The sequence below is a fragment of the Butyricicoccus sp. AM78-15b2TA genome (assembly GCF_027665985.1).
GTDB lineage: Bacteria > Bacillota > Clostridia > Oscillospirales > Butyricicoccaceae > Agathobaculum > Agathobaculum butyriciproducens.
In genome coordinates, this window is record NZ_JAQEHY010000002.1 from 306,214 (window position 1) to 333,071 (window position 26,858).

The 26,858-nt window shown below is 57.4% G+C and carries 26 protein-coding genes, 3 tRNA genes, 1 other RNA gene and 1 riboswitch; of the genes, 23 read left to right on the top strand and 7 right to left on the bottom strand.

Annotation, left to right across the window (positions count from 1 at the left end):
• Nucleotides 1-38: 38 nt before the first annotated feature.
• From hisZ to PGS25_RS03520, 12 genes are all read left to right on the top strand, one after another.
• Nucleotides 39-1,673, top strand: coding sequence for an ATP phosphoribosyltransferase regulatory subunit (gene hisZ, locus PGS25_RS15710; protein ID WP_442865225.1), 1,635 nt, complete (start codon nucleotides 39-41; stop codon nucleotides 1,671-1,673).
• 108 nt (nucleotides 1,674-1,781) lie between these two features.
• Nucleotides 1,782-3,083 carry a histidinol dehydrogenase gene (gene hisD, locus PGS25_RS03470; RefSeq protein WP_270417724.1) on the top strand — a complete coding sequence of 434 codons (1,302 nt, stop codon included), beginning with the start codon at nucleotides 1,782-1,784 and terminating at the stop codon, nucleotides 3,081-3,083.
• The gene (gene hisB / locus PGS25_RS03475) at nucleotides 3,070-3,645 is read left to right on the top strand and encodes an imidazoleglycerol-phosphate dehydratase HisB (protein ID WP_270417725.1); all 576 of its coding nucleotides are present in this window, start codon (nucleotides 3,070-3,072) and stop codon (nucleotides 3,643-3,645) included. Before hisD ends, hisB begins: the two co-directional genes overlap by 14 nt.
• 78 nt (nucleotides 3,646-3,723) lie before the next feature.
• On the top strand, nucleotides 3,724-4,341 hold the full coding sequence (gene hisH, locus PGS25_RS03480; RefSeq protein WP_270417726.1) for an imidazole glycerol phosphate synthase subunit HisH: 618 nt from the start codon (nucleotides 3,724-3,726) through the stop codon (nucleotides 4,339-4,341).
• Nucleotides 4,338-5,051 (top strand): 1-(5-phosphoribosyl)-5-[(5-phosphoribosylamino)methylideneamino]imidazole-4-carboxamide isomerase, encoded by a 714-nt coding sequence (gene hisA / locus PGS25_RS03485; protein WP_117491097.1) that lies wholly within the window; start codon nucleotides 4,338-4,340, stop codon nucleotides 5,049-5,051. Before hisH ends, hisA begins: the two co-directional genes overlap by 4 nt.
• Nucleotides 5,052-5,099: 48 nt before the next feature.
• Nucleotides 5,100-5,864, top strand: coding sequence for an imidazole glycerol phosphate synthase subunit HisF (hisF, locus tag PGS25_RS03490; RefSeq protein ID WP_270417727.1), 765 nt, complete (start codon nucleotides 5,100-5,102; stop codon nucleotides 5,862-5,864).
• Nucleotides 5,865-5,949: 85 nt separating this feature from the next.
• Nucleotides 5,950-6,282: a phosphoribosyl-AMP cyclohydrolase gene (gene hisI / locus PGS25_RS03495; protein ID WP_118646253.1), complete on the top strand. Its 333-nt coding sequence runs from the start codon at nucleotides 5,950-5,952 to the stop codon at nucleotides 6,280-6,282.
• A gap of 15 nt (nucleotides 6,283-6,297) precedes the next feature.
• Nucleotides 6,298-6,621 (top strand): phosphoribosyl-ATP diphosphatase, encoded by a 324-nt coding sequence (gene hisE, locus PGS25_RS03500; protein WP_110436493.1) that lies wholly within the window; start codon nucleotides 6,298-6,300, stop codon nucleotides 6,619-6,621.
• A gap of 114 nt (nucleotides 6,622-6,735) precedes the next feature.
• On the top strand, nucleotides 6,736-7,221 hold the full coding sequence (locus PGS25_RS03505) for a pyridoxamine 5'-phosphate oxidase family protein (RefSeq protein ID WP_270417728.1): 486 nt from the start codon (nucleotides 6,736-6,738) through the stop codon (nucleotides 7,219-7,221).
• A 2-nt stretch (nucleotides 7,222-7,223) separates the two neighbouring features.
• The gene (locus PGS25_RS03510; protein WP_270417729.1) at nucleotides 7,224-8,444 is read left to right on the top strand and encodes a CapA family protein; all 1,221 of its coding nucleotides are present in this window, start codon (nucleotides 7,224-7,226) and stop codon (nucleotides 8,442-8,444) included.
• A gap of 146 nt (nucleotides 8,445-8,590) precedes the next feature.
• The gene (locus PGS25_RS03515; protein WP_270417730.1) at nucleotides 8,591-9,214 is read left to right on the top strand and encodes a TetR/AcrR family transcriptional regulator; all 624 of its coding nucleotides are present in this window, start codon (nucleotides 8,591-8,593) and stop codon (nucleotides 9,212-9,214) included.
• 152 nt (nucleotides 9,215-9,366) lie between these two features.
• On the top strand, nucleotides 9,367-10,677 hold the full coding sequence (locus PGS25_RS03520) for an MATE family efflux transporter (protein ID WP_270417731.1): 1,311 nt from the start codon (nucleotides 9,367-9,369) through the stop codon (nucleotides 10,675-10,677).
• A 111-nt stretch (nucleotides 10,678-10,788) separates the two neighbouring features.
• Here the strand turns inward: PGS25_RS03520 and murD are convergent, their stop codons facing one another.
• Complete coding sequence (murD, locus tag PGS25_RS03525) at nucleotides 10,789-12,150, bottom strand: UDP-N-acetylmuramoyl-L-alanine--D-glutamate ligase (protein WP_118646257.1); 1,362 nt, start codon at nucleotides 12,148-12,150, stop codon at nucleotides 10,789-10,791.
• A 104-nt stretch (nucleotides 12,151-12,254) separates the two neighbouring features.
• On the opposite strand from murD, the gene rnpB reads away from it, so the two are divergent.
• From rnpB to PGS25_RS03540, 3 genes are all read left to right on the top strand, one after another.
• Nucleotides 12,255-12,585, top strand: an RNA gene (rnpB, locus tag PGS25_RS03530) — RNase P RNA component class A.
• Between the two features lie 189 nt (nucleotides 12,586-12,774).
• Nucleotides 12,775-13,419, top strand: a complete 645-nt coding sequence (locus PGS25_RS03535; RefSeq protein WP_270417732.1) for a hypothetical protein — start codon at nucleotides 12,775-12,777, stop codon at nucleotides 13,417-13,419.
• A gap of 249 nt (nucleotides 13,420-13,668) precedes the next feature.
• Nucleotides 13,669-14,280 (top strand): CpXC domain-containing protein, encoded by a 612-nt coding sequence (locus PGS25_RS03540; RefSeq protein ID WP_117751668.1) that lies wholly within the window; start codon nucleotides 13,669-13,671, stop codon nucleotides 14,278-14,280.
• Between the two features lie 131 nt (nucleotides 14,281-14,411).
• Here the strand turns inward: PGS25_RS03540 and PGS25_RS03545 are convergent, their stop codons facing one another.
• Complete coding sequence (locus PGS25_RS03545) at nucleotides 14,412-15,260, bottom strand: putative manganese transporter (RefSeq protein WP_147323825.1); 849 nt, start codon at nucleotides 15,258-15,260, stop codon at nucleotides 14,412-14,414.
• Between the two features lie 150 nt (nucleotides 15,261-15,410).
• Here PGS25_RS03545 and PGS25_RS03550 point away from each other — a divergent pair, with 150 nt between their 5' ends.
• The 8 genes from PGS25_RS03550 to PGS25_RS15715 all read left to right on the top strand — a co-directional run bounded on the left by PGS25_RS03550 (nucleotide 15,411) and on the right by PGS25_RS15715 (nucleotide 22,622).
• Nucleotides 15,411-17,144, top strand: a complete 1,734-nt coding sequence (locus PGS25_RS03550; RefSeq protein WP_270417733.1) for a DEAD/DEAH box helicase — start codon at nucleotides 15,411-15,413, stop codon at nucleotides 17,142-17,144.
• 117 nt (nucleotides 17,145-17,261) lie between these two features.
• The gene (locus PGS25_RS03555; protein ID WP_270417734.1) at nucleotides 17,262-18,449 is read left to right on the top strand and encodes a phosphodiester glycosidase family protein; all 1,188 of its coding nucleotides are present in this window, start codon (nucleotides 17,262-17,264) and stop codon (nucleotides 18,447-18,449) included.
• An 86-nt stretch (nucleotides 18,450-18,535) separates the two neighbouring features.
• Nucleotides 18,536-18,626, top strand: a tRNA-Ser gene (locus PGS25_RS03560).
• 436 nt (nucleotides 18,627-19,062) lie between these two features.
• Nucleotides 19,063-19,147: transfer RNA gene (locus PGS25_RS03565), tRNA-Leu, on the top strand.
• A gap of 22 nt (nucleotides 19,148-19,169) precedes the next feature.
• Nucleotides 19,170-19,255: transfer RNA gene (locus tag PGS25_RS03570), tRNA-Leu, on the top strand.
• A gap of 210 nt (nucleotides 19,256-19,465) precedes the next feature.
• A riboswitch (THF riboswitch) is annotated at nucleotides 19,466-19,568 on the top strand.
• Between the two features lie 69 nt (nucleotides 19,569-19,637).
• Entirely contained in the window at nucleotides 19,638-20,222 is a 585-nt protein-coding gene (locus tag PGS25_RS03575) for a folate family ECF transporter S component (RefSeq protein ID WP_270417735.1), read from the top strand.
• Between the two features lie 518 nt (nucleotides 20,223-20,740).
• Nucleotides 20,741-22,363, top strand: a complete 1,623-nt coding sequence (locus PGS25_RS03580; RefSeq protein WP_270417736.1) for a mannitol dehydrogenase family protein — start codon at nucleotides 20,741-20,743, stop codon at nucleotides 22,361-22,363.
• Nucleotides 22,364-22,541: 178 nt separating this feature from the next.
• The gene (locus PGS25_RS15715; RefSeq protein WP_407926634.1) at nucleotides 22,542-22,622 is read left to right on the top strand and encodes a putative holin-like toxin; all 81 of its coding nucleotides are present in this window, start codon (nucleotides 22,542-22,544) and stop codon (nucleotides 22,620-22,622) included.
• A 145-nt stretch (nucleotides 22,623-22,767) separates the two neighbouring features.
• Here the strand turns inward: PGS25_RS15715 and PGS25_RS03585 are convergent, their stop codons facing one another.
• The 5 genes from PGS25_RS03585 to PGS25_RS03605 form a co-directional block, all read right to left on the bottom strand.
• Nucleotides 22,768-22,929 carry a hypothetical protein gene (locus PGS25_RS03585; RefSeq protein WP_270417737.1) on the bottom strand — a complete coding sequence of 54 codons (162 nt, stop codon included), beginning with the start codon at nucleotides 22,927-22,929 and terminating at the stop codon, nucleotides 22,768-22,770.
• 116 nt (nucleotides 22,930-23,045) lie between these two features.
• A complete protein-coding gene (locus tag PGS25_RS03590) occupies nucleotides 23,046-24,428 on the bottom strand; it encodes an MATE family efflux transporter (RefSeq protein ID WP_270417738.1) in 1,383 nt (460 codons plus the stop codon).
• Nucleotides 24,425-24,910 (bottom strand): DNA-deoxyinosine glycosylase, encoded by a 486-nt coding sequence (locus PGS25_RS03595; RefSeq protein WP_119214967.1) that lies wholly within the window; start codon nucleotides 24,908-24,910, stop codon nucleotides 24,425-24,427. Before PGS25_RS03595 ends, PGS25_RS03590 begins: the two co-directional genes overlap by 4 nt.
• 3 nt (nucleotides 24,911-24,913) lie before the next feature.
• On the bottom strand, nucleotides 24,914-25,957 hold the full coding sequence (locus PGS25_RS03600) for an A/G-specific adenine glycosylase (protein ID WP_119214966.1): 1,044 nt from the start codon (nucleotides 25,955-25,957) through the stop codon (nucleotides 24,914-24,916).
• Nucleotides 25,954-26,376 (bottom strand): PaaI family thioesterase, encoded by a 423-nt coding sequence (locus PGS25_RS03605; RefSeq protein WP_110436509.1) that lies wholly within the window; start codon nucleotides 26,374-26,376, stop codon nucleotides 25,954-25,956. Before PGS25_RS03605 ends, PGS25_RS03600 begins: the two co-directional genes overlap by 4 nt.
• Nucleotides 26,377-26,858: the final 482 nt, after the last annotated feature.

Genomic DNA, 26,858 nt, shown 5'->3' on the forward strand with positions numbered 1-26,858 from the left:
ATTTCATCGTGATAAAGTGATAAAGGAGCGGCGGAGCCATGAACCGTTTTCGTATTTCCACCCCGGAGGGTACCCGAGACCTGTTATTTTCCTCGTGCCGCGCGCTGCGGCAGACGGAAAATGCTGTGCGCGACGCGCTGGAGGAGCGCGGCTACAGCGAGATCATCACCCCGGCGGTTGAGTATTTTGATGTATTTGCGCAGGCAAACCCCGAGCTGGATCAGGATCAGATGCTGAAGATCATCGACAAGTCCGGCCGCATTTGCGTGGCGCGTCCGGATAACACCACGCCGATCGCGCGTATCGCGGCCACCCGTCTGGATGACGCGGCGCTGCCGGTCCGCCTGTATTACAGCCAGAAGGTGTTCCGTTCGGTGTCCGGCGACCACGGCCACAAGGGCGAATTCCTGCAGGTCGGCGCGGAATTTATCGGCGCGGACGGTCTGGAGGCCGACAAGGACATTCTCTCGGCTGCGTTTGCCGCACTCAGCAAGACCGGTGCGGACAACTTCCGCGTAGAGCTTGGTCACGCTGAGATCTACAAGGCGCTGATGGATGAGCTTGGCGCGGATGCACAGTCCGCCGAGGGCATCCGCCGCCTGATCGAAAACAAGTCGTTTGCCGCGCTCGGTGACGCACTTGAGCCGTTTAAGGGCAAGCCCGCCGCAAAGGCGCTCGGCGCTATGCCGAACCTGTTCGGCGGTATCGAGGTGCTCGACGAGGTAGAAGCACTCACCGGCAACGTGCGCGTGCTTGGCGCGACCGCTTATCTGCGCCGACTGTATCAGGCACTGGATGAGGCCGGCTACGGCGACCGCATCATGATCGACCTCGGCCTTGTCCACGAGATGGATTACTACACCGGCATCATGTTCCGCGGCTACATCGGCGGTGCGGGCGCGGCGATTCTCGCAGGCGGCCGTTACAACGCGCTGTGCGCCAAGTTCGGCAAGGATATGCCCGCGGGCGGCTTCGGCATTGACGTGGAGAGCGTTGCCGACAGCCTTGCAGGCGCAAGCCGTCCCGAGGTCGCAACCCGCCGGGATACTGTGCGTATTGCACTGACCAAGGGCCGTCTGGAGAAGAAAACACTCGCGCTGCTCAAGGCCGCAGGCTACGATATCTCCGAACTGGAGGCCGGAACGCGCAAGCTCATCTTCACCCTGCCGGACAGCGGCGTGGAGATCGTGCTTTCCAAGGCCGCGGACGTAATCACCTACGTTGAGCACGGCGTGTGCGACATGGGCGTGGTCGGCAAGGATACCATCATGGAAAAGGGCGGCAGCTTTTACGAAATGGTAGACCTCGGCTTCGGCAAGTGCCGCTTTGCCCTCGCCACCAAGAAGGGCAAGGACGTGTACGGCGGCTATAAGACCCCGGTTATCGCCACCAAGTATCCGGCGGTCACCAAGGCCTTTTTCAATAAGAAGAATATGGACGTTGAGACCATCAAGATCGAAGGCTCGGTCGAGCTGGCGCCGCTGCTCGAGCTGGCGGACGGTATTGTGGATATCGTGGAGACCGGCACGACGCTCAAGGAGAACGGCCTCGAGGTCGTTGAGAATGTAGCGCCCATCTCGGCAAGAGTTATCGTCAATCTCGCCAGCGCCAAGATGAAGAAGGCAGCGATCCAGAAGGTTATTGCAGAACTGGAAAGTGGCTTGGAGAAGTAAGCCAATACCTATATAACATAAATCATATCCATAGGGCGGGGTGCCCTGCGGAATATTTATACTAATGCCGGTGGACGAAAACGGTTGACACAAAAGGGGAATACCACAATGTTTATGAAAACAGTCCTCGCGGACGGACAGGCAGAGCAGCAGGTCATCCGCGAAATGAAGGCCCGTGCGGCAGGTGCGCGCGGCGATATTGAGCAGATTGTCCGCGGTGTGATGGCGGACGTACAGCAGCGCGGCTGGGATGCGGTCGTGGAGTACGCCGAGCGGTTTGACGGCAAGGCGCCGTACATTGTCGAGCCGAAGGTGCTGGACGATGCGTACAACGCCTGCGACCCGAAGCTGATCGCGGCGCTGGAAAAGGCGGCGGCGAACATCCGCGACTACCACGAGCAGATGCTCGTCAAAACGTGGGAGTGGAACCGCTCCAAAGGCGAAACGCTCGGCCAGACCGTGCGCGGACTTTCGCGCGTCGGTATTTATGTGCCGGGCGGCACGGCAGCGTATCCGTCAAGCGTGCTGATGAACGCCATTCCGGCCAAGGTTGCCGGTGTCGGTGAGCTGATTATGGTTACGCCGCCGACCGAAAACATGTCCAACGAAGTGCTTGCGGCGGCAAAGATCGCCGGTGTGGATACCGTTATTGCCATCGGCGGCACGCAGGCGATTGCTGCGCTGACCTACGGCGCGGGCTTTATCCCGCAGGTGGACAAGATCGTCGGCCCGGGCAACGCCTTTGTTGCGGCAGCCAAGAAACTGGCGTTCGGCACGGTCGATATCGACATGATCGCCGGTCCGTCCGAGGTGCTGGTCATCGCGGACCACACCGCCAACCCGACCTATGTTGCCGCCGACCTGCTCAGTCAGGCCGAGCACGACAAGCTGGCCTCCGCCGTCCTGCTGACCGATTCCATGGCGCAGGCGCAGGCGATTTCGTGCGAGATGGAGCGGCAGGCAAAGCAGCTCCCGCGGTGGGACATCATCAAGGAGAGCGTAGCGAACTACGGCTGCGCCATCGTGTTTGACGACTTGAAGGATGCCTGCAGGATGGCTGATGTGGTCGCTCCCGAGCATCTGGAGGTTGTAACCGCCGCTCCGCGTGAGCTGCTGCCGTACCTGCACAACGCAGGCGCGATCTTCCTCGGGCAGTACGCGCCCGAGCCGCTCGGTGACTACATGGCAGGCCCGTGTCACGTTCTGCCGACCTCGGGCACGGCAAGATTCTTCTCGCCGCTGTCTACCGACACGTTTTTGAAGAAAACCAGCGTTATCGAGTACACGCGGGACGCGCTCGAAAGCTATGCACAGGATATTATCGCGCTCGCGCAGAGCGAGCATCTGGACGCGCACGCAAACTCCATCGCGGTGCGCTTTGCGGAGGAAAACAACGATGAGAACCGCTGAAATCAAACGAAAGACCAAGGAAACCGACATTTCGCTCAAGCTGACGCTCGAGGGCGGCGAACGCAAGATCGACACCGGCATCGGCTTTTTTGACCATATGCTGAACAGCTTCGCCGTGCATTCGGGCTTCGGCCTCACGCTCACCTGCAAGGGCGACCTCGAGGTGGATGGTCACCATTCGGTCGAGGACTGCGGCATTGCGCTCGGTCAGGCACTGGCAGAATGTGTCGGTGATAAGGCCGGTATCGCGCGTTTCGGACAGGCGTTCGTGCCGATGGACGAGGCGCTCGGCTTCTGCGCGCTGGATATTTCCGGACGCCCGTATCTCGTGTTCGATGCCCCCATGCCGCAGCCGATGTGCGGTCAGTACGACACCTGCCTGACGGTCGAGTTCATGCGTGCGCTGGCGGTACACGCCGGACTGACGCTGCACCTCAAGTGCGAGTACGGCGAGAACGCACACCATATCACAGAGGCGCTGTTCAAGGCGCTTGCACGCGCGCTCAAGCAGGCCGTTACCGTGACGGGCGGCGGCGTTTTGAGCGCGAAGGGTGTTCTCTGAATTTCATAAACATGGTGCCAACCGTTACGGCAGGATGAGGTCATCCCGCCCTGCGGAACAGATTCCGAGAGGTACAACATGAGTTATATTGCAATCGTAGATTATGGCGCAGGCAATCTGATGAGCGTACACAACACGCTTGATTACCTGGGTTATGAAAATAAAATCGCGGCTTCGGCGGACGTGATCGAGAACGCGGCGGGCGTTATCCTGCCCGGCGTCGGCGCGTTTCCGGATGCGATGGCGGCTTTGGAGCACTCCGGTTTGACGGAGGCGGTGCTGAAGGCTGCAAAGGAAAAGCCGTTCCTCGGCATCTGCCTCGGCATGCAGATGCTGTTCGAGGAATCGGACGAGGTGCGTCCGTGCAAGGGTCTGGGTCTGCTGCCGGGACGCATTGAGCGTATTGAGACGAGTCTCAAGCTGCCGCAGATCGGCTGGAATGCGCTGGACATTCTGCGTCCGAATGCCATGACCGAGGGTCTGGAAAACGGCAGCTATGTGTATTTCGTGCACAGCTTCATGGCGCATCCGGCGGACGAAAACGACCTTGCCGCCGTGACGGATTACGGCACGCGCGTGCCTGCTATGGTGGCGCGAGAGAACCTGTTCGGCTGCCAGTTTCACCCGGAAAAGAGCGGTGAAGTGGGACTTGTGATGCTTCGCAACTTTGCAAAACTGACGGAGGTGGGAAAATGAGAGTTATCCCTGCGATTGATTTGAAAGACGGTCAGTGCGTGCGCCTGCAGAAAGGCGACTACGGCACTGCACATAAAGTAGCAGAAAACCCGGTCGAGACCGCACAGCGGTTCCTCGATGCCGGTGCAGACCTTGTACACATGGTGGACCTTGACGCCGCGAAGGACGGCTCGCACGCGAACTACGGCGTGGTGGAGCAGGTCATCCGCGAGACCGGCGCGACCGTGGAGCTTGGCGGCGGCATTCGCTCCATGCAGGATGTGGAGACCGTGCTTGCACTGGGCGTTTCGCGCGTTATCATCGGCTCGGCGGCTGTCCGCGACCCGGAATTTGTAGCCGAGGCTGTAAAAAAGTACGGCGACAAGATCGTTGTCGGCATCGACGCCAAGAGCGAGACCGTCCGCACGGACGGATGGCTGGGCGACAGCGGCGAGAACTACATCGCGTTCGCAGAGCGCATGGAGTCCATCGGCGTGCGCCACATCATCTTCACCGACATTGACAAGGACGGCATGCTCGCAGGTCCGAACTTTGACCAGCTGGCGGCGCTGCGCGCCTCGGTCTCCTGCGAGATCATTGCGTCCGGCGGCGTGTCCACCCTCGAGGATATCGCCGGCCTGAAAAAGCTCGGCATTGATGGTGCAATCGCAGGTAAGGCGGTGTATACCGGCACCCTCGATTTGGCAAAGGCCATCGAACAGGCCAAGTAACCGCCCTACGGTTACGATTGAACCTTCGATTTGAACGGAGTGAAAAACTTGTTAGCAAAACGCATCATCCCCTGTCTGGACGTAAAGGACGGGCGCGTGGTAAAGGGCGTGAACTTTGTCGGACTGCGCGACGCAGGCGACCCGGTCGAGCTGGCAAAGTTCTACTCGCAGGAGGGCGCGGACGAGATCGTGTTTCTCGACATCACCGCCACGAGCGACAACCGCGACACCATTGCCGACGTTGTGCGCCGCACCTGCCGTGAGGTATTCGTGCCGGTCACGGTCGGCGGCGGCATCCGCACCGTGGACGATTTCCGCGAGATTTTACGCGCCGGTGCAGATAAAATTTCCATCAACTCCTCGGCGGTCAAGAATCCCGATCTGGTGAACGCCGCTGCGGAGAAGTACGGCAGCCAGTGCGTTGTGGTTGCCATCGATGCCCGCGCCAATGCCGAGATGCCGTCCGGCTTTGAGGTCTACGTTGCAGGCGGCCGCACCCCGACCGGCAAGGACGCGGTTGCGTGGGCAAAAGAGGTCTACGAGCGCGGCGCAGGCGAGATCCTGCTGACCTCGATGGACAAGGACGGCACCAAGTCCGGATTTGACCTGCCGCTGACCAAGGCGGTCGTGGAGGTGGTCGGCATTCCGGTCATCGCGTCCGGCGGCTGCGGCTCGCTCGAGCATTTCTCCGAGGTGTTCGAGAAAACCGGCTGCGATGCCGCACTGGCGGCCAGCCTGTTCCATTATCGGGAACTGACAGTCGGAGAGGTTAAAGAGCACCTGAAAGAGAAGGAGATTCCGGTTAGAAAATAAAGCACAGGCTATACCGTAGGGTGCACCGACCTCGGCGCACCCTACGGTAAACATGAATCATTATCCTAATAGGGAAGTGAATATTTTGGATTTAAGCAAATTTTTTGTAAAGGCTCCTTTGGTTCCTGTGGTTTGCCAGGACGAGCGAAACGGCGAAGTCCTGATGCTCGGCTACGCGAACGAGGAGGCCCTGCAGCTAACGATGGACACCGGCACGGCATGGTTTTTCTCGCGCTCGCGCCAGAAGCTGTGGAACAAGGGCGAGACCTCGGGCAATTTTATCTTTGTCAGCAGGATTCTGTCCGACTGCGACGATGACACGCTCATCTATGTCGGCACGCCCAAGGGTCCGGTCTGCCACACCGGACACCGCACCTGCTTTTTCACCACGCTGTGGGAGAAGCCGGAAGAAAAGTAAAAGGAGAGCAGTATTATGAATTCGTTTGAGCAAATGGAAGCCGTTATCGCGCAGCGCCGCGCTGAGCCGCAGGAAGGCTCATACACCTGCTATCTGTTCGAGAAGGGCATTGACAAGATTCTCAAGAAGGTCGGTGAGGAGTGCGCTGAGACCATCATTGCAGCCAAGAACGGCGACAAGGCCGAGCTGGTCGGTGAGATCAACGACGTATTCTACCACATGATGGTAATGATGAACGAGTGCGGCGTGACCATGGAGGATGTCTGCAAGGAAATGGACATCCGCGCCCAGAAGATTGGCAACCTGAAGAAATTCCACGTTTCCGACCACAACACCTGATTTAGACTGCTGCAAGACTGCAGTTTCGAGACAATATAGGACCTGTGCCAAAAATGCACAGGTCTTATTGTTTTGTCGGAAGGAATATGGTATGATGAACTTGAGGTGAGCAATATGCGTAGAAAAGACAGAGAAATCACCGGCCGAGAGAACATCGAGCCGATCCTGCAGGCCTGCAAGGTCTGCCGCGTCGCCATGACCGGCACGGACGGCTGGCCGTACGTCATTCCGATGAATTTTGGCTACATCTGGGATGAGAACGGGCTGACGCTCTACTTTCACGGCGGCGTGAAGGGCAAGAAGATTGATTCGCTGAAAGTCGACCCACGTATCTGCTTCGAGATGGACTGCGAGGAGGGTCTGACCGGCGAGGGCGACTTGGCCTGCCGGTACAGCTATGCGTTCTCGTCCATCGTGGGCTACGGCAGGGTCGAGTTCGCGGAGGACAATGAGGAGAAACGGCAGGGCTTGGACGTTATCATGCAGCATCAGACCGGCAAGGGCGGCTGGACATACACGGACGCGGCTCTGTCCGTCACCGAGGTGATGCGCGTGCGCGCGGAGTCGTTTGAGGCCTCGCGCAAGGCGCCGAAGGGATGAGCATGAAGCACATCGGTACCAAAATTCTGGCAGGCGTGCTGGTGGTGCTGCTGGCGGGAGCGGGCGTGCTGATCTGGCGCAATCTGCCGGAGGATGCACCGCGCCTGCAGGAGCCGGAGGAGACCGTTCGGCAGGAGCCGGAGGTGCAGCCGGACACCACAGCGACCCTGTGCGTGGCGGGCGATATTGTGGCGCACATGCCGCTTGTCGCGGATGCGTGGAACGGCGAAGCGTATGATTTTACGCACCTGTTCGCGGACGCAAGGCGGTATTACGAGGCTGCGGATTACACAACGGCCTGTCTGGAGACCACGTTCAACGGTCCGCCGTATTCGGGCTACCCGCAGTTCTGCGCACCGGATGCGCTGGCCTCCGGCCTGAAAACGGTCGGGTTTCACCTGCTCTCCACGGCGAGCAACCACAGCATGGATACCTGGTACAGCGGTCTTGTTCGCACACTGGATGTGCTGGACGCCGCCGGTCTGGAGCACGTCGGCACTTACCGCACACAGCAGGAGCGCGATGCGGTGAAGATCATCGACGTGGGCGGCATCAAACTGGCCATGCTGGCGTACACGTTCAGCACAAACGGTCTGCCGGTGGACAGCGAGCACCCGTACAGTGTCAGCGTATACACGACCGACTACATGACCGACTGCAGTGTGGTGGATTACGACCTCATCCAGTCGGATTTGGACAAGGCGGGGCAGTCCGGTGCGGATGCGATTGCCGTGTATGTACACTGGGGAAACGAGTACCACACCGAGCCGTCCGAGCAGCAGGAGCAGTTGGCGGACTACCTGTTTGCGCACGGCGCGACATTGGTGCTCGGCGGGCACGCGCATGTGCCGCAGCCGATGGAGCTGCGGACGCTGCCGGACGGACGCACCGGCTATCTGTGCTACTGTCTCGGCAACCTGATCTCCAATCAGTTTGACCCGTACACCAACCTGACGGCAGCTGTCACGCTGACACTCACCAGAAGCGGGGAGACTGGACAGGTGACGGTTTCCGGCGCGGAGTACGCGCCGATGTTCATGCTGCACGCAAGCGACTCCAACGAGGGACGCTACCGCCTGCTGGATATTCGGAAATCCATGCAGGATTTTGAGCAGGGGGATACGTCGGTTGTAAACCGGTCGGTATATGACCGAATGAAGCAGGGACGTTCCGACCTGCACCGTATCTTCGGCACGGATGAGGTGCTTTCGCTTGCAGCATAAGAAAACCAGCAGGTTTCCCTGCTGGTTTTTTAACACTTTGGTAACATTTGATTTTCGACACGGTGTTGACTTGCGGACACAACGCTGATAAAATAAGTACCATCCACAGAAAACCGTCCTGCTGAGCACCAAGGAGGAAAATGCGCATGCCCGAAGCAAAAAACAACCGCAGAGTACGCTTTACGCGGTCTGCGCTGCGTGAAGCCCTGATTGACCTGATTCTGGAGAAGCCGCTGGTCTCTATCACGGTCAAGGATATCTGCGCGAGAGCGGACATCAACCGCTCGACCTTCTACCTGCATTTCAAGGACGTGACCGACATCCTTCGCACGACCGAGGACGAGATCATCGAGCACATGCGCGAGCATGCGCCGATGCACGAACGGGAGTGCCGCGAGCTGCAGGAGATCAAGGGATTTTTTATCGACTTTCTGGAGCAGATCCGGAACAATCCTCGCATAATGAAGGTGATTCAGGTGCTGTGCAGCGAGCAGGGAGACCCGTATTTTGTACGCAAGCTGCAGACCATGACGTATGAAGCCTTCCTCGACGGCTGGGATATGCACATGATGCCGGAAATGAGCGAGCAGCGGAAGCTGCTTGTGTTTTCGTATATCATTTCGGGCATGGTATCCATGCTGTCCACCTGGGCGACCAGAGCGCAGGACACGCCGACCGAGCAGGTCGTATCGCTTTTGATGGGGTTGATGTGGCACGGACTGGACTGTTTTGCAGCATCCGACCCCAAAAGTGCTTTTCCGACCGAATAAGCCACTTGACATTTCTATGGGAAGATGGTATATTATAACTGCTTCGTAAATAAGCAATGTTTTCCGTCGATAGCATTGCAGATCGGCCCTTTTCGGTGTATTCCGGGAAGGGTCGATCACTTTTTATATAAAAATTTGAGGGGGAGAAGAAATTGCACAAACAGGGAGCTTTGCGCGAATTCGGGCACTATGCCGCGATGAACATTCTGGGGATGATCGGCATTTCGTGCTACATTCTCGCGGATACATTTTTTGTCGCACAGGGCACGGGCTCGCTCGGACTGGCGGCGCTCAACATCGCCATACCGGCGTACAACCTGATGAACGGCATCGGCCTGATGCTCGGCGTGGGCGCGGCAACGCAGTACACGATCGCGCGGGCGCAGAACGATCAGAGACAGGCGGACAGCGTATTCACGCACGCGGCGGCACTCGGGCTGCTGCTCGGCGTGCTGTTCCTGTTCGGCGGACTGTGCTTTGCGCAGCCGATCGCGCGGCTGCTCGGCGCGGACGCGCAGACACTCGGCATGACGACAACCTACCTGCGCATGCTGTGGTGCTTCGGGCCGTTCTTCGTGATGAACAACGTGCTGCTGGCATTCACGCGCAATGACGGTGCGCCGACCGTTGCCATGTGCGGCATGATTGCGGGCAGCCTGTTCAACATCGTGTTCGATTACATTTTTATTTTTCCGTGCGGACTGGGCATGTTCGGTGCGGCGCTTGCGACCGGCTTTTCGCCGTTTGTCAGCATTCTGGTGCTGCTGACGCACCTGCGGAGGCCGTCCCGCGGCTTTCATCTTGTCAAAACGCCGCTGCGCGTCAGCCGTGTGCCGAGCCTGTGCGCGCCCGGTCTGTCCTCGCTCATCGGTGAGATCGCCTCCGGCGTAGTGCTGCTGCTGTTCAATCTGGTGCTGCTGCGCCTCAGCGGCAATACCGGCGTGGCGGCTTACGGCGTGGTGGCCAATCTTGCTCTGGTGGGAATCGCTGTCTTTACCGGACTGTGCACCGGCATACAGCCGCTGGTCAGCCGCAGCTCGGGTCTCGGTGACAGGGAACAGCTGCGGCGGCTGTTCCGTTGGGGCATCTGTACTGCGCTCGGGATTGCAGCCGTGCTGTGCGTGTCGGTTTTCCTCGGCGCGGAGCCGCTGACGGCGGTGTTCAACAGTGAGCATGACCCGCAGCTTGCCGCCTACGCGGAGAGCGGCCTGCGGATCTACTTCACAGGTTTCCTGTTCGCGGGCGTGAACATGGTCACGGCAGCGTTTTTCAGCGCATCGGATAAGACTGTGCAGGGTTTTATCCTTTCGCTGCTGCGCGGCGTGATCGCCGTGCCGCCGATCCTGTTTCCGCTCGCGTGGGCACTCGGCGTCGATGGCGTCTGGCTGACGTTCCCGATGGTGGAGTTGGTTACGGCGGTCGCCGCACTTGTCTGGGCGCGGAAGTACATCGTTGAGAATTGAGAAACGGCATGGTGATTTGCGTTGGTTCTCCCCCTCAAATATCATTCTTCATTATTGCACGAAAAAAGGACTGATTCTCTCGAATCAGTCCTTTTATGATACTGCTTAACCTTACAGCTCTTCCACAAGCGCCTTAAACAGCTTGCCGCGTTCCATGAAATTCTTGAAGCGGTCGAACGACGCGCTGGCCGGACTCATGATAACGACATCGCCGCTTTCTGCGCGGGCAGCGGCCTCCTGCACGGCTGTTTCGAGGTTCTCCACCTCAACGATCGGCGGGTGTTCCCCCTCGATATTCTCCACGCACTCCCGAATCTTGGGCGCAGTCGCGCCGGTGAGCAGCAGCAGCTTTACATGGTCGCAGATAGGCTGACCGAGCACATCGTAGGGGATATGCTTGTCGTAGCCGCCTGCAATGAGAATGACCTTCTGCTGGAAGGAATTGAGTCCTGCGATGGTTCTCGTCGGACTGGAGGCGATGGAGTCGTTGTAATACTTCACGCCGTCCTTCTCGCGCACGAACTCGATGCGATGCTCAACGCCGCCGAACGTGGTCGCCACGGCGCGGATATCGTCGTCAGAGGCATAACCCTGCACAACAGCGGCCGCCATCATCATGTTGTACACGTTGTGCGCGCCCGGAATGCGGATGTCGGATGCGGGCATCAGCTCACGGCGCACGCCGCCGTCCGCGATGTAGATCATGCCGTCCTTGAGGAACACGCCGTTGGCCAACTCCTGCGTTTTGCTGGTGCAGAACAGGTTACCGGACGCCTTGAGCGAGCGCGTCACCTCATCGTCGAGATTGAGGATCAGCTTGTCGTTCTCGCCCTGATTGCGGTAAATGGCAGTCTTGGCCTGCACATACTCGTCAAAATCCTTGTGGTAGTCCAGATGATTGGGCGTCAGATTGGTGATCGCCGCAATGTGCGGAGAGTGCTTCATGCCCATCAGCTGGAACGAGGACAGCTCGACAACGGCAAGGTCGTTTTCGGTCATCGTGTCCACGCGGGGGAGCAGGGGTGTGCCGATATTGCCGCCGAGATGCACGGTATAGCCCGCGTGCTTCAAAATCTCGCTGACGAGCGTGGTGGTCGTGGTCTTGCCGTCCGAGCCGGTGATGCCGATGATCGGACACGGGCAGACCGCGAAGAAAAGCTCCATCTCGCTGGTGATCTCCGAGCCGTTTGCACGCGCCTTCTCAAGAAAACGCGGGTGAACACCCGGAGTACGGAAGATAACGTCCTCATCGAGCGCATCAAGGTAATGCGGGCCGAGAACGAAGTCTACGCCGAGGGTAGCGAGGGTAGCATAGCCGTCGCCAAGCTCGGTGGGTTCTTTTTTGTCATGCACGGTAACGCGCACGCCTGCAGCGCGCAGCATACGGATGAGCGGCATATTGCTCACGCCCGCGCCGATTACGCCGACCCGCTTATCCGACAGGCCGCCGAGGTATTGTTCTAATGCTGTCATAAATGCGTAACACCGCCTTTGTACGAGGAACAGTATACATGATTTTTCACGATTTTGCAAGTCCGGTTTGACGGCAGGCGATTTTTACGGTATAATGCTATTTATGACTGGTGCAGACGGTCGCGTGCCTTCGGGCATGAGGAAAGTCCGGGCTGCACAGGGCAAGGATAACGGATAACGTCCGCCGAGGGTGACCTTAGGAATAGTGCAACAGAGATATACCGCCGTTTTTTGAACGGTAAGGGTGGAAAGGCGAGGTAAGAGCTCACCACGTCCCATGGCAACATGGGAGGTCTGTAAACTCTATCCGCAGCAACGCCGACTGGGACTATGATTTGCCCGATCGTCCCGACTGGCGGCTTGAGATGCACGGCAACGTGCATTCGAGATAGATGACCGTCCACGACAGAACCCGGCTTACGCACCAGTCATGCCATAGCACCGCAGATTTTTCTGCGGTGCTTTTCTTTTACCTTCTGCAGAAATGGAGAATGGAGAATTAACGCTATCGTGTAACCTTCTTCATGTATTTCCATAAAAATTGCCGTTGCATTTTGTCGCTTTCTCCATATCCTGCGTCGGAAAAATTTGTTATACTTGAGGCAGGATAGGGAGGTGTATTTTATGAAAGGACTGGGAAAACGAATCCTTGCGATGGCGGCTGTGACGGCGGTCTGTGTGTGGGCAGCCGGAAAATCCGGCTACGCGGTAAAGCCGATCCGGCTGGATGAAGCAGAGCTTGCACAGCAGGTGCAGATGCTCAAGGAGAACAATCTGACGAAGTTTTCCGGTGTAACGATATACGATGGTATCGTGATCGGTGACACGGCGTATTATGTAATGACGCAGGAGGGCATCGAGCAGGAATGCTTTCTGGACGAAATGACTGCGAAACGCAGTTGGCTTGGTACATGGAAATTTTACAGTATGGGCTCCGGCGATTCCGGCATTAACTACGATATCACCGGCTGCGGCGGACACAATTTTCTGCTGCTGAGCGGCAAGGACCCGGAACAGCAGGTCGAAAAGGTGACGCTCAACTGGTATGGACAGACCTATGAGATGACGAATGAGAGTGCAAAGCCGTATTTTCTGCTCTGCACCGAGCTGACCGGATACATGCCGGATGAGTTGCTCCCGTCGGAGGATATGTTCCGTTTTTACGATAAAAACGGCAAGGAGATTCCGCGCTGGTACGATTCATACAGCGGCTCGATGGATGGTTCAAGTATTGCGGTCGCACAAGGCAGCATTTACAAGGCGGAATAGACAAGGAGCACCTGCGGTCGGCAGGTGCTTTCTTTCGATACCGAGATTGAATGGTTTGCGGGCGAACACTGTTCGCCCCTGCGGTAAAGCCGGCGATTACTCGACGCAGCGAAGACGGAACTCGCGCAAGGATAGCGACAATTCCCAACTGCTAATTCCGAATTACTGATGATCCGAACTTGCTTACAGCTATATAAATGTGTTATAATAAAATTTAATTGGACACACACAAGGGGAGGAACCACTGTTATGATGATCGAATGTCCGCACTGTCATATGGAAACCGAACACAAGGTGATCGACCATATCAATATCGACCGAAATCCCGAGCTGCGGGCAAAGGTACAGGATCTGTCTGTCTTTCGTGTAAAATGTCCAAACTGCGGCGAGACACTGCTCGCCGTACACCCGTGCCTGTACCATGACATGGCAAACCAGTTTATGGTATGGCTGTGGACCGAGGACGGTCAGGTTCCCAAGGCGGAGTTCGATCCGCTGGCAGGCTACACCCTGCGCGTGACCGACAGCCTCAACACCTTCCGTGAGAAGATCAACATTCTTGAGCGTGGTCTGGATGACCGTACCATCGAGATCATGAAGCTGCTGCTGTTCGCACAGTTAAACCGCGACCTCGATGTTGTCGAGCTGCTCTTCCATGAATTAGACGAGCGCACGGGCGATTTCCGCTTCGTGGCCGTGCTTTCCGACGGCGCGGAGCAGTATGCCGCCATGCCGGGCGCGGCGTATCAGCGCCTGCACGCGGATGTGGAAACCTATCTGTACACGCCGGGCGGCGAGTTCTCGCGCATTGATATGACGTGGGCGCATCAGGCACTCGAGCTGCTGCATGAGATGGGCTGACGGTTTACCTTCTCCGCAGGGCATAAAAAAGGATGTGCCGTTTTGACACATCCTTAGGGTAACACCGCACAATTTGTTCACAGATTGCTCTTGTTCAATTATGCGGCATTGCCTTAGATTTTTTTTCATTCTCAGCCGATAAGCAGCTGCACTAGCGTACCGCCGATCACGGCGGTGGCAAACGTTGCGGCGATGACCGGCAGGGCGCGATGACGGCCTTCCTTCTCCTCGAGCAGAACGATGTAGCCGAAGCCTGCGCCGGTGGAAAGGCCGGCAACCAGAGCGCCGAAGCTGATCGTGCCGCCGACAAACAGCTCGCTGAGCAGCACGCTCATCGCACAGCTCGGGATCAGACCGAGCACTGCGCACAGCAGCGGCTGGAAGATGCTGTTGGTCAGCATGAGGGAAGCGACACGCTCCTCACCGATGCCGTGTACGACCATGTTGAGCGCGAACAGCACGACAAACAGGAAGATGGTGGTCTTGATGGTGTGGGACAGGATGTTCGCCACCGGCGAGGTCTCACAGCCGCAGTCGCCCATCTCGATCTCGAGCGGGCCGTCGGTTCCGGCTTTGTGCTTACGGAACACGGTGCAGCGCAGAACATAGCCGCCGATGACCGCGATCGCAAACTTGACCACGAGCAGCAGCACCACCTGCTGTACGCTTGCGCCGCCTGCCAGCATGATGGGCACCGCCTCATCCGAGGTGGCAAGGAACACGGCAACCAGCGTTGCCGGTGCAAGAAAGCCTGCCGAGAACAGCGCGGACGCTGCTGCGGAAAATCCGCACTGGGGAATAGAGCCGGCGAGTGCGCCGACCACCGGACCGAACTGCGCCGCACGCGAGAGCAGCTCCGGTGTGTTGGTCAGCCGGTTTTCGATGTAGTACAGCAGTGCGTACACGATAAGCAGCAGCGGTACGGTTTTGAGTACATCGAAAAATGCTTCCGGCAGAACGTGATGGATAATTTCTAACAAATAGGTCACCTCATAGTTGATCTGTGGGTTGATAACATTCGTGTTGTCTCAGAGACAATTACAATAAGTATAGCATAGAACCCAGTCCGCAGGCAAGCGGGATTTGCCGGACTGCATACCAAAGATAGCAAAAGGAATCGAATATTTACCATGAAATTTAACGAACTCAAGTTGGAGAAAAACATCCTCAAGGCACTGAAGGAGGCGGGCTATTCCGAGCCGACGCCCATTCAGCAGCAGGCGATCCCGCCGGTGCTCGAGGGCCGCGACCTGATGGGCTGCGCCCAGACCGGCACGGGCAAGACCTGTGCGTTCTCGGTGCCGATCATCCAGCGCCTGGCAAAGAGCGAGGGCGGAAAGGGCACCATCCGTGCGCTCATCCTCACGCCGACGCGCGAGCTTGCTCTGCAGATTTACGAAAACGTGTGCCAGTACGCGCGCTACATGCCGTGCAGTGCGGCGGTCATCTTCGGCGGCGTATCGCAGGTGCCGCAGGTCGAGGCAATCGAACGCGGTGTGGATATTCTCATTGCCACGCCGGGCCGTCTGTGGGATCTGATGGGACAGAAGATCGTAAAGCTGGACAAGGTAGAGTCTTTCGTGCTCGATGAGGCCGACCGCATGCTCGATATGGGCTTCTTCCCGGATGTCAAGCGCATCGTGAAGTTCCTGCCGAAAAAGCGCCAGACCCTGCTGTTCTCGGCTACCATTCCGGCGGAGATCGCCGATCTGGCAGAGAAAATGCTGCATGAGCCGGAGCATATCTCGGTAACGCCGAGCGCAAAACCGGCGGACAAGATCGAGCAGCAGCTTTATTTTGTAGAAAAGCAGGAAAAGCGGGAACTTCTGCCGGATATCATCCGTCAAAGCAATGTACACCAGGTTCTGGTGTTCACCCGCACCAAGCACGGCGCAGACAGGGTCGCGCGCGACCTCAACCGTGCGGGCATCAAGACCAAGTCCATCCACGGCGATAAGTCGCAGAATCAGCGCCAGCGTGCGCTCGCGGACTTTAAGGAGTGCAAGATCGCGGTTCTGGTTGCGACCGACATTGCCGCGCGCGGCATCGACATCAACGACCTGCCGCTCGTTATCAACTTCGACCTGCCGAACATTCCGGAAACCTATGTGCACCGTATCGGCCGCACCGGCCGTGCCGGTCAGGAGGGCACCGCGATTTCCTTCTGCGACCGCTCCGAGCGTCCGTACCTCAAGGATATCGAAAAACTGATCGGCAAGCGTATTCCGGTTGCCGGTGAGATTCCGCACGAGGAAAAGGAGGAGGAGAAGCGCGAGTCCGGTCAGCGCAAGACCGCGAACAAGCGCAGCCGCCGCAAGCCGGTCTCCGAGAACGCCACCGCCGAGGAGGTCGCCGCAGACGTTGCCCGTGAGAAGGAAGCCAAGAAGAAGGCGCGTCAGGCGAGAGCGAATGCCAAACGTCCGTCCCGCCGCGAGAAGGCCGCCGAGAAGCAGACCGAGCAGCAGGCGAAGGCAGCCGCGCCGCGCTCCCGCAAGGGCAGAAACGACCGAAACGACAGAAATGATTCGAGTCGCAGAGGCCGCCGGAACGACCCGTACGCCCGCTTCGAGAAGAACGAGCCGCGCGTAGATGCCCACACGCCGAGCCGCGCGTATGCGCTCAGCGATGAGGCTGCCGCACGCATCCGCAGAAAGGTCGAGGCCGCACTGGCCGCTCGTGCCGCAAAGGCGGACGGCAAGGCCGCTCCGCAGCAGGAGAAGAAGGGCAGGGGACACGGCAGCAGGTCTGCACAGAAGCCCGCACCGCAGCAGAACAAGACGGCACAGAGCAAGACGGCACAGAGCAAGACGACCAATCACCGTCATCGCCGCCGCCGCACCCCGAACAACAACCGCAAAGGTTAAGAAGTTGCTGTCATAACCATTGCACACCGCCTCTGGCTATGAAAGCAACTTCAGCGATAGAGACAAACCTGAACCGTATCCCGCGGTTCCCGGATTGAGAGAGAAGGAGCAACACGAATGAACGGCGCAAAACACCGCTTCGCACTGGGACTGACCTGCTTTTTTCTGATCGGCATCACGGTTGTGTATCCGTTTCTGCTGTACACACCGAACGCGTTCGTCACTCGCTGGCGTGAGTGGTACATCGAAACCGCAATGGGCACCATGACGCACCAGTGGCTGGCCACCTGGTTTATCCCGGAGAACATCATCAACGAGGTGATGACCAAGCGCTACCTGATGAACCAGAAGCAGGAGGGCATCGTCAGCAACTGGGACGGCGCATGGGAGGAGAATGAGGAGGACACCGCCGAAACACCGAAGGAAAAATTCTATGCCATGTTCAGTGAGCTGAACGAGAGCGAATTTGAGAGCTTTCTGGCGGATAATCCGGAGTATCTGGAAAACGGCTATGACCAGATCAACATCGATCTGATCGGTGAGCCGAGCCAGACGCATTACGACACCGGCCTCAAGACCAGGCAGGGCGACACGGTGTTGGCGGTCAACGCCGAGCACGGCATTCTGATCGTCGAGCAGACCGGCGAGGACACGCTCGGCATGGAGTACGCGGGCAAGATCGCGCTCTGCAAAAAGCCTGAGAATATCTTTGTCGGCACGAGCGAGGGCCTTGGCGATTACGGCTCGTTCGTATCCGATATGGTGAGAGATTATGACGCCATTCTGGGCATCAACGCCTCCGGCTTTGCCGATTTTGACGGCAACGGCACGGGCGGCACCGTGTACGGCTTCCTGAAAAGCCGGGGAGAGAAGTATCAGGACGCAGTAGGCGACGGCTGGAAGATCATCGGCTTTGACAACGAGGATCATCTGCAGGTCGGTGCGTTCAACGATACCTCCAGTCTGCGCGACGCGGTGGAGTTCCACCCGGCGCTCATCATCAATGGCGAGAATCTGGTCGCAGGCACCGGCCTGAACGAGCAGCAGCCGCGCACAGCCATCGGTCAGGCGAAGGACGGCACGGTTATCATGATGGTCATTGACGGCCGTCAGATGCACTCGTTCGGCATTTCGATCGAGCGCTGCGGCGAGATCATGGAGCAGTATGGCGCGTATCAGGCGTCCATGCTGGACGGCGGCTCGTCCTCCGTTATGGTCTATCGCGGCCGCGAGATCACCAGTCCGACTACGCTTTCCCAGAATGAGGAAGGCCGTTATCTGCCGGATGCATTCCTGGTGAAATAAAAATTATCACGATTTCGGAAAAAACACTTGTATTTTCCGCCATTGCATGATAAAATAAATAAGCGCCTGTGAGACAGGCGCGATACGGAGAAGTATCGAAGTGGTCATAACGAGCTCGACTCGAAATCGAGTTGGCGGTAACACGCCACGTGGGTTCGAATCCCACCTTCTCCGCCAAAATAAAGACCATCCATCCGGATGGTCTTTATTTTTACTCCGAGGGTGGGATTCGAAAGGCGGCTCTTAGAAACATGCCAGTGGCATGTTTCAACCGCCGTGGGTGCCCGCAGGCCGACAACCTCTAAAATATTTAATGGTTGCTCGCCGCAGCGAAAGGAATCCCACCTTCTCTGCCGGCAGGGCAGGCGGGATTCAAACTCACCTGAAAAATTTTCCTCAATCAACAAAATTTTTTCTCCGCGCGGCAAATTTTCTATCATGTAAATCACCGCAAAAGCCGCGAAAAAGTTCGATATTTCACCGATTTTACCGACAATTCACGGTGTTTGAAAATTTCTCAAATTTTTTCGCAATTTTTGTTGACAAAGGGGGATACCCCTGCTATAATATATCTTGTCGCTGAGAGACAAGCGGTTCGCCGCGAGAGATCAATGCGAGTGTGCTGGAACTGGTAGACAGGCACGTTTGAGGGGCGTGTGTCGATCGACGTACGGGTTCAAGTCCCGTCACTCGCACCACCTTCTTTCAACAACAGAATATGCGGATGTGGCGGAATGGCAGACGCGCTAGCTTCAGGTGCTAGTGTTCGCAAGGACGTGGGGGTTCAAGTCCCCCCATCCGCACCAAGTTAAAGAGCTTCAAACTTATGTTTGAAGCTCTTTTTCTGTACTTTCCGGAAAGCTCATCGGAGCAGGGAGGAGGCTGTCCAATACCCTTGTCTAACAGATTGTCTGCCACAGCATCCAATTCCACAGAATGCACCAAAACGAAGCCGACAGAACACGGATTTTCTGTATTGACACCTGCTCAAACCGTGGTACAATTATAACAGAAAAAGCAGAGTAGAGCACAATGCGTTAAGTGCCGCTGAAACGGGGAGTTGTTCGGCGGACGAAAGGGAGCCTTTTCCTTGCGGTATTGTGGTCGCATCCCGCTGCTGCAACTGTTTAGGCACTTTCCTAAATCGCTGTGGCAACAGATGAATTTGATTAGGAGGTGTCTTTTTCTATGTCTAAAACTCCGAATATCTTTGTCCGCTCGCTGCGTGAGCTGAAATCCACCCGCTGTCTGGCGGTCACGGCGCTGCTCATTGCGATCAACGTCACGCTGGATCTGCTCGGTCTGTCGATCAAGCTGCCGCCGAACCTGCGTATCGGTTTCGGCTTCCTGTGCAATGCGTCGATCGGCATGCTGTTCGGCCCGGTCGTCGGCATGATGGCCGGCGTGTGCACCGACGTGCTCGGCTACTTTGCGGGCAACCTGTCCATGGGCGCGTATTTCCCGGGCTATACGCTGACAGCCGTTGTCGGCGGTCTGATCTGGGGTCTGTGGCTGTATCCGCGCAAGATCACCGTATGGCGTGCCATCGGCGCAAAGACCTGCATCAACCTGTTCTGCAATATCTGCCTGAACACCCTGTGGCTGACCGTCACCGGCGGCAAGGCGATGAGCGTGCTGCTCGTTACGCGCGTGCCGAAAAACCTTATTCTGCTGCCTATCGAGATCGTGCTGGTCTACTTCGGCATGAAGCTGGTCAACCGTATCTATGGCGCGCTGCCGAATGGAAAAGTGGCGACGGAAATCGAGAATTGAAAATGGAGAATGATCCGTAAGATAAAAACAGTCCCTCGGCCTGTCGCTTGACAAAGCCGGGGGATATGCTATAATAAAGTCAAAGGGACACTGTTACAGCAGTCAGGCCCTTGTACTTTCATCAGTTAAATTTTGATGACCGTTTCGGGTACCAGCCGGACGGTCATCGCGCTTTTATACAGAAAATGTACAGTACAATGACCGCACATACAAAAAGCTGAAATGCTTTCTTCTGCACTTGCGCCACCGCCTTCCTGCCGCGGACTGCGGGAAAGGAAAAGAGGGTCTGACCGCCTTATGTAACAGTGTCCGCAATGATTATAGCATATAACACCGAATAAAGTCAATCAGCCGCCTTTTCGGGCGGTTTTTGTTTTATTTGAAAACATTGGCAGCATGCTTTCAGCTTTTTGTGAATAATTCTGTTTTTCCCTATGCAAACGGCTGATTTTTTGTTATACTATATATGATTGGAGAAGAACGGTACAGTCCGTTCGCTGAAAGGGAGTGACCTCTTTATGAAACTTACAAAAGAGAGTATTAAACATAACGTGGCATGGAAGGGTTATCGTCTGCCGCAGTACGACATTGACGCTGTGCGCGAAAACACCCACAAGGCACCGACTTGGCTGCATTTCGGCGCCGGCAACCTGTTCCGCGCCTTCCCGGCTGTACTGGCGCAGCGCCTGCTGACCGCCGGTCTGTCCGACACCGGCATTATCTGCTGTGACGGCTACGATGAGGAGCTGATCGACCGCTGCTACCGCGCCTGCGATCATCTGTCGCTGGTTGTCACCCTGTATTCCAACGGCACGATCAACAAGGAAGTGGTTGCGTCCGTTACCGAAAGCCTCAAGCTGAGTGAGGATATGCTGCGCCTGAATGACATTTTCCTGGCGCCGAGCCTGCAGATGATCAGCTTTACGCTGACCGAGAAGGGCTATATCATCCAGGACGACACCCGTGAGTTCCTGCCGGACTACAAGCACGACCGCGAGAACGGTCCGGAAGGCTGCCAGTCCTTCTTCGGCAAGCTGACCGCGCTGTGCCTCGAGCGCTGCCGCGCCGGTCTGTCTCCGCTGGCACTCGTTTCGCTGGATAACTGCTCGGACAACGGCACCCGTCTGGAGCGTGCTGTCCGTCACATGGCCCGCGCATGGCAGCGTAACGGCTTCATCACCGAGAATGAGTATTACTTCCTGCTCAAGAAGAATACCTTCCCGCTGTCCATGATTGATAAGATTACCCCGCATCCGGATAACCGCATCGCTGACAAGCTGGCGGCTGACGGTCTGGAGAACGCAAAGCCGTTCGTAACCGAAAAGGGTACGCGCGCGGCTGTTTACGTCAACTCCGAAAGCCCGCACTACCTGCTCATCGAGAACGCATTCCCGAACGGTCATCCGGCTCTCGAGCAGTGCGGCGTTATCTTCACCCGCCGCGATATCGTTGAGAAGTCTGCGATGATGAAGGTAAGCACCTGCATGAACCCGATGGATACCGCCCTCGGCGTATTCGGCTGCATGCTCGGCTACACCCGCATCAGCGACGAGATGAAGGACACCGAGCTGGTCAACCTCATCACGCGCCTGAGCGAGCAGGAGGCAATGCCGATGGTAGCCGACCCGGGCGTTATCGACCCGGAGGCATTCCTGCACGAGGTTCTCGGCGAACGTTATCCGAACCCGTTCCTGCAGGATTCCCCGCAGCGTACCGCAACCGATACCTCGCGTAAGATTGCGCCGCGCTTCGGTACTACGCTGTACGCTTACTATAACTCCATGCTGCCCGCACACCGTGCCACCAAGCTGATTTACATTCCGCTGGTACTGGCCGGCTGGCTGCGCTATCTGGAAGGCGTAGACGATAACGGCAGCGAGTTCACCCTCAGCCCCGACCCGAATATCGAGCATGTCCGCGCGCTGATGGGCAACCCGAAACTGGGCGACGACGTAAGCGAGGCCCAGCTGTATCCGCTGCTGGCAAACCGCTACTACTTCGGTGTCAACCTGTTTGAGATCGGCGTAGGCGAGACCGTTGTCCGCATGTTTGGCGAGATGAACCGCGGCCCGCACGCTGTCCGCGAGACGCTGCAGAAGTACTGCGGCGAGGAGCAGGAGCAGGAGTGGATTTTCTCTTAATTACCGAAAAAACGTAAGACAAAAGGCGAACCGTAGGGTTCGCCTTTTTGTATGCAGATAAAACAAAAACCGCCGCAAAAGGCGGTTGATTGACAAGGTATTGCAATATATGCTATACTCAGAATGTCAACAACGATGTGAAACAGGTTGTTCCTCCCAACATAAGGGAGGTGATGACATGGTCACTTATTCCGATCTGTTCCAGTTCGGTCTTCTGATCGTTGCTATCATCAGTCTATGTCTGAAACATAGAAGATAACCGCCCCTGAAAAGGAGCGGCGTTTCCTCAATTAACCAAGTTTTTTAGGAACGACCGCTCTTGCCAGAGAGCCATCGTTGTTGATACAATTATAACGCAGTGCCCCGGTTTTGTCAAGCGACAGAGCCGGGGCACTGTTATTCAGTTATCCGCTGACAAAGTTTACAATACCTTTCCAAAGAGCGTAAAGCAAGTCCTCAAATGACGCCTGCGGGTTATGAATGGCAATCCATACAAAGCCCGCCGTTAAAAGGACAGTTACTACGATTATCACCCAGAAACAATACCATCTCTGTTTAGGTGTCATATGATTTCCCTCCTCAGTCATAACGGTATTTTTTACCTCGGGGAGTTTACGGCTTATATCTATATATTAACAGATATTCACGGTTTGCAAAGGGATTTTGCACAGAAGCCGGTGCATTATTTTTGTCCGGCGGCAACCCGTAATCCCGGTGCATACCTCAGCCATTTCCCGCTTTTGAGCCGCAGGAAGAAGCAGATCGACCGGCACAGCCAGTCACCGATCATGGCAATCCAGATGCCGATTGCGCCCATGCCGAAGTGCACCGCGAGAATATATCCCGCGACAAGCCGCAATCCCAGCATGGAGATAATCGAGCATACCATCGGATACCTTACGTCATTTGCCGCACGCAGGATATTCGGCATGGCAAACGAGGTCGGCCACAGGAAGATCGCGCAGCCGTTGTGAATCATAATCAGCGTCATGCCAAGCGCAAGCGCCTCTGCGGACACGCTGTAAATCTTGAGAATGAGCGGCGTGCACGCAATCGTGACAAGGCAGGTGCTCGCGGTAACGGCGTAGGTGATCATCATCAGCTTTTTCGCCATGCGGCGTGTCTGCGGCTCATCGCCCGAGCCGATGCACTGCCCGATAACGGTTATCATCGCCAGGCTCATCGCCTGACCCGGAATGACGGCTACGGCGTCCAGATTGTTCGCAAGCGCATTCGCGGTAATCTGCGTCGTGCCGAACAGCGAAATCATGCTCACGACGAGCACGCGGCCAAGCTGAAACAGGCTGTTTTCCAGACCGTTCGGCACACCAATCTGCAGAATGCGGCGGATCAGCTCCTTATCCGGTCGAAACCGCTGTCCGCGCCGCAGAGAGACCGTGTGCTCGGGGTTCAGCAGCAGAATCGTGATAGCGACAGCCGCCGTGCCGCGCGACAGCACGGACGAAAGCGCTGCGCCTCCAACGCCCCACTTGAACACGAAAATGAACAGCGAGTTGCCGATGAGGTTGACGATGTTGATCAGTCCCGCAATCAGCATGGAGATACGCGAGTTGCCTTGTGCGCGGAACAGCGCCGCACCGGCGTTGTAGATCGCGAGAACAGGGTAGGAGAACACGCTGACCGTCAGGTAGGTGAGCGCGCTCTGCATGACGTCATTCTCGATCGTGCCAAACAGCAGGCGCAGCAGCGGTGCGCGGAACAGCATGACGAGCGTCGAGATGATCAGCGCAATGACCGTGACGACTAAGTACAGCTGCTTGGAGGCATCGCACGCACGGTCGTTCTTTCTCGCACCGAGCAGCTGCGCAACCACGACAGCGCCGCCGGTCGCCAGTGCGGAAAAGATGTTGATGATGAGTACGTTGAGCATATCGACCAGCGATACGCCGGAAACCGCCGCTTCACCGACCGAGGAGACCATCATCGTGTCGGCCAGACCGACCGTGATGGCGAGCACCTGCTCGATAACGAGCGGCAGAATCAGCTTTTTGAGTGCGGCATTGGGAAATAACTCTTTACTCGTAAAAAATACACCTCGAATCAAAGAATAACGCGGTACGCTTCTATCAGCCGTTCGAGCGACCATGCGGCGTTCGCCGGACTGGTGGAGGGCAGCTGCGTGATGGGAACGCCGGTTTTCGGCTCGATCAGCCTGCGGTACAGCTGCGCCGACTTGCCGCCGGTGGCAAAAATGCGCGTAATTTTGCTCTCGCGGAGCAGGCGGCCTATGTCGTTCGGCTCGGCGTTGCGGATAGACGTGTCGGACGCGCCCGCAATATCGCATTTGGCGATGGTGTCCCACAGCGCCACATGATGCCGCAGGCACATCGCGCGCTTGTCCTCGATGGAGACCGGCACCTCCTCGCCAAGCACAGCCGCCAGCACGCGCCAGAACCGGTTCTGCGGGTGGCCGTAAAAGAACCCGACCTCGCGGGATTTCGGGCTTGGAATCGAGCCGAGCAGCAGCACGCGCGACTCGCTGTCGTACAGCGGCGGAATGGTGTGAACGATGGTTTGCAGTTGCATGGATCAGTCCTCCAGTACGGAAACAAAGCTGCGGAACGCGCTCGGCAGCGCATAAGCGTCGCGCAGCTCGGCAGGTGTGACAAAGGTGAGAGCGGGTGCAGGTGCGTCCAGTTCGACATACACGCCGTTCATGTGCCACTCCACATGGGTGAAAATATGCTTGGCAGGCCGCAGAGAGAGCAGCTTTCGCACGCTCCATCCCATTTCGGTGAGCGCCGCGCGCAGCTCGTCCGGCGAGAGATGACCGTCCAGCGAGGGCAGCTCCCACAGACCGGCAAGCAGACCCTTTTTCGGTCGCTGCCGCAGACCGACCAGTTCGCCGCAGCGCACAACAAGCACGGTGCGGTTTTCCACTCTCCGCGCCTTTTTTGCGGCTCGGAGCGGCAGCACAGCCGCGTTCCCGCGGTGAAAGCCCTCGCAGAGATGCTGAATCGGGCAGTCGTCACAGCGCGGTGCGCCGTTCGGCAGACAGACGGTTGCACCGAGCTCCATCAGCGACTGGTTGAGGTCGCCGGGACGGTCGGACGGCATGAGTGCGGCGAACCGTTCGCGCGTCTGCTTTTTGAATTTTGCGTCCGTGATCGGCGTGAAATCGTTATCCAGCCGCACCGCCACACGCAGAACATTGCCGTCCACCGCCGGAACGGGCAGTCCGAACGCGATAGACGCCACCGCGCCTGCCGTGTACTCGCCAACGCCGGGCAGAGCAAGCAGCCTGTCGTAATCAGCAGGCAGTTCGCCGCCGTATTCTTCGCACAGCAGGACCGCTGCTCGGTGCAGGTTGCGCACGCGGCTGTAGTAGCCGAGCCCCTCCCAGAGCTTGGTGTAAACAGCCTCGTCCGCCGCCGCGAGAGCGGGAATATCGGGCAGCGCGTTCATCCAGCGGGAAAAATAGCCGCGCACGGCCTCCACGCGCGTCTGCTGCAGCATGATCTCGCTCACCCAGACGCGATAGGGAGCAGGCTCAGACCGCCACGGCAGGTCGCGGTGCCCGGCGTCATACCAGCTCAGCAGCGGCTGCACGATGGCCTTGCTTACCCCGCTCAATATTTCATGTCATCCAGCGTAGCGCCGGTGTAGAACATGGTGAAGGTTGCGTCGGCAATGTGCTTGCCCTCGTCGTCGTGCACCTCGACCATGTAGACCGACACCTTGCGGCCGCGCTTGCGCTCGTACGCCACAGCGGTCAGCTTTTTGCCGCAGCGACCCGGACGGTAGTAGTGGATGGTGCTGTCGAGCGTGACGGCCACCGTGCCCTGAGACGCTGCCGCAGAGCCTGCCGCAATATCGCACAGCGTGAAGATCGTGCCGCCGTGCGCCATGCCGAGCGGATTGAGCAGCTCGGGGGTCAGGTCGAGTTCTACGGTTGCGCCGCCGTCCTTGTCGAGCGTCACAACGTGCATGTGCATCAGTTTGTTTAAGCCGCCGGCTTCCTGCCGCAGCTTGAGGATTTCTTCGATGGTCAAGGTTAGGACTCCTTTATCATGATATAATCTTTTGATAAACGATGGTTTTTCGCCTTCGAGGCGAACGGTTCTTGCCTACGCGGCAGGCGCACAAGAGGGTAGACACCAAGGTTTCTACCCTCTTGAGAATCACCCATTTCCTTAGAGGGCACGGCGCAGATTGCCGACATGTGACCGCTGTGAATAGGGGGAACGGCAGAGGAGTTTTTCTTCCGCAGAGACGCACTGCGTGCGCTCATGTATCCGCGTATTCGCAGTGTCGGATACCGTTCTGCTACACAGAACAGCTACTCTACGCAGGGCGCGACATACCCGTGTCGCGCAATTCGTGAGCGCGTTATGATAGACAGGGCCTACGCAGGATAACTTGCACCAAACGCTTAATTCGCAGGTGCCGTGCGGTATAACGTGTTAAAGAGTTGCGCAACACGGGTATGTTGCGCCTGCGTTGACTAAACCGCCTGTGTAGCAGTACGCTATCT

Excerpts from the sequence above, each read along its gene's own strand:
- PGS25_RS03550 (WP_270417733.1), top strand. The coding sequence starts at position 15,411 with ATGAAATTTAACGAACTCAAGTTGGAGAAAAACATCCTCAAGGCACTG.
- PGS25_RS03555 (WP_270417734.1), top strand. The coding sequence starts at position 17,262 with ATGAACGGCGCAAAACACCGCTTCGCACTGGGACTGACCTGCTTTTTT.
- PGS25_RS03515 (WP_270417730.1), top strand. The coding sequence starts at position 8,591 with ATGCCCGAAGCAAAAAACAACCGCAGAGTACGCTTTACGCGGTCTGCG.
- PGS25_RS03585 (WP_270417737.1), bottom strand. The coding sequence starts at position 22,929 with ATGACACCTAAACAGAGATGGTATTGTTTCTGGGTGATAATCGTAGTA.
- hisD (WP_270417724.1), top strand. The coding sequence starts at position 1,782 with ATGTTTATGAAAACAGTCCTCGCGGACGGACAGGCAGAGCAGCAGGTC.
- hisB (WP_270417725.1), top strand. The coding sequence starts at position 3,070 with ATGAGAACCGCTGAAATCAAACGAAAGACCAAGGAAACCGACATTTCG.
- PGS25_RS03595 (WP_119214967.1), bottom strand. The coding sequence starts at position 24,910 with ATGCAACTGCAAACCATCGTTCACACCATTCCGCCGCTGTACGACAGC.
- PGS25_RS03575 (WP_270417735.1), top strand. The coding sequence starts at position 19,638 with ATGTCTAAAACTCCGAATATCTTTGTCCGCTCGCTGCGTGAGCTGAAA.
- murD (WP_118646257.1), bottom strand. The coding sequence starts at position 12,150 with ATGACAGCATTAGAACAATACCTCGGCGGCCTGTCGGATAAGCGGGTC.
- PGS25_RS03540 (WP_117751668.1), top strand. The coding sequence starts at position 13,669 with ATGATGATCGAATGTCCGCACTGTCATATGGAAACCGAACACAAGGTG.
- PGS25_RS03580 (WP_270417736.1), top strand. The coding sequence starts at position 20,741 with ATGAAACTTACAAAAGAGAGTATTAAACATAACGTGGCATGGAAGGGT.
- hisA (WP_117491097.1), top strand. The coding sequence starts at position 4,338 with ATGAGAGTTATCCCTGCGATTGATTTGAAAGACGGTCAGTGCGTGCGC.
- hisH (WP_270417726.1), top strand. The coding sequence starts at position 3,724 with ATGAGTTATATTGCAATCGTAGATTATGGCGCAGGCAATCTGATGAGC.
- hisE (WP_110436493.1), top strand. The coding sequence starts at position 6,298 with ATGAATTCGTTTGAGCAAATGGAAGCCGTTATCGCGCAGCGCCGCGCT.
- PGS25_RS03505 (WP_270417728.1), top strand. The coding sequence starts at position 6,736 with ATGCGTAGAAAAGACAGAGAAATCACCGGCCGAGAGAACATCGAGCCG.
- PGS25_RS03535 (WP_270417732.1), top strand. The coding sequence starts at position 12,775 with ATGAAAGGACTGGGAAAACGAATCCTTGCGATGGCGGCTGTGACGGCG.
- PGS25_RS15715 (WP_407926634.1), top strand. The coding sequence starts at position 22,542 with ATGGTCACTTATTCCGATCTGTTCCAGTTCGGTCTTCTGATCGTTGCT.
- hisZ (WP_442865225.1), top strand. The coding sequence starts at position 39 with ATGAACCGTTTTCGTATTTCCACCCCGGAGGGTACCCGAGACCTGTTA.
- PGS25_RS03510 (WP_270417729.1), top strand. The coding sequence starts at position 7,224 with ATGAAGCACATCGGTACCAAAATTCTGGCAGGCGTGCTGGTGGTGCTG.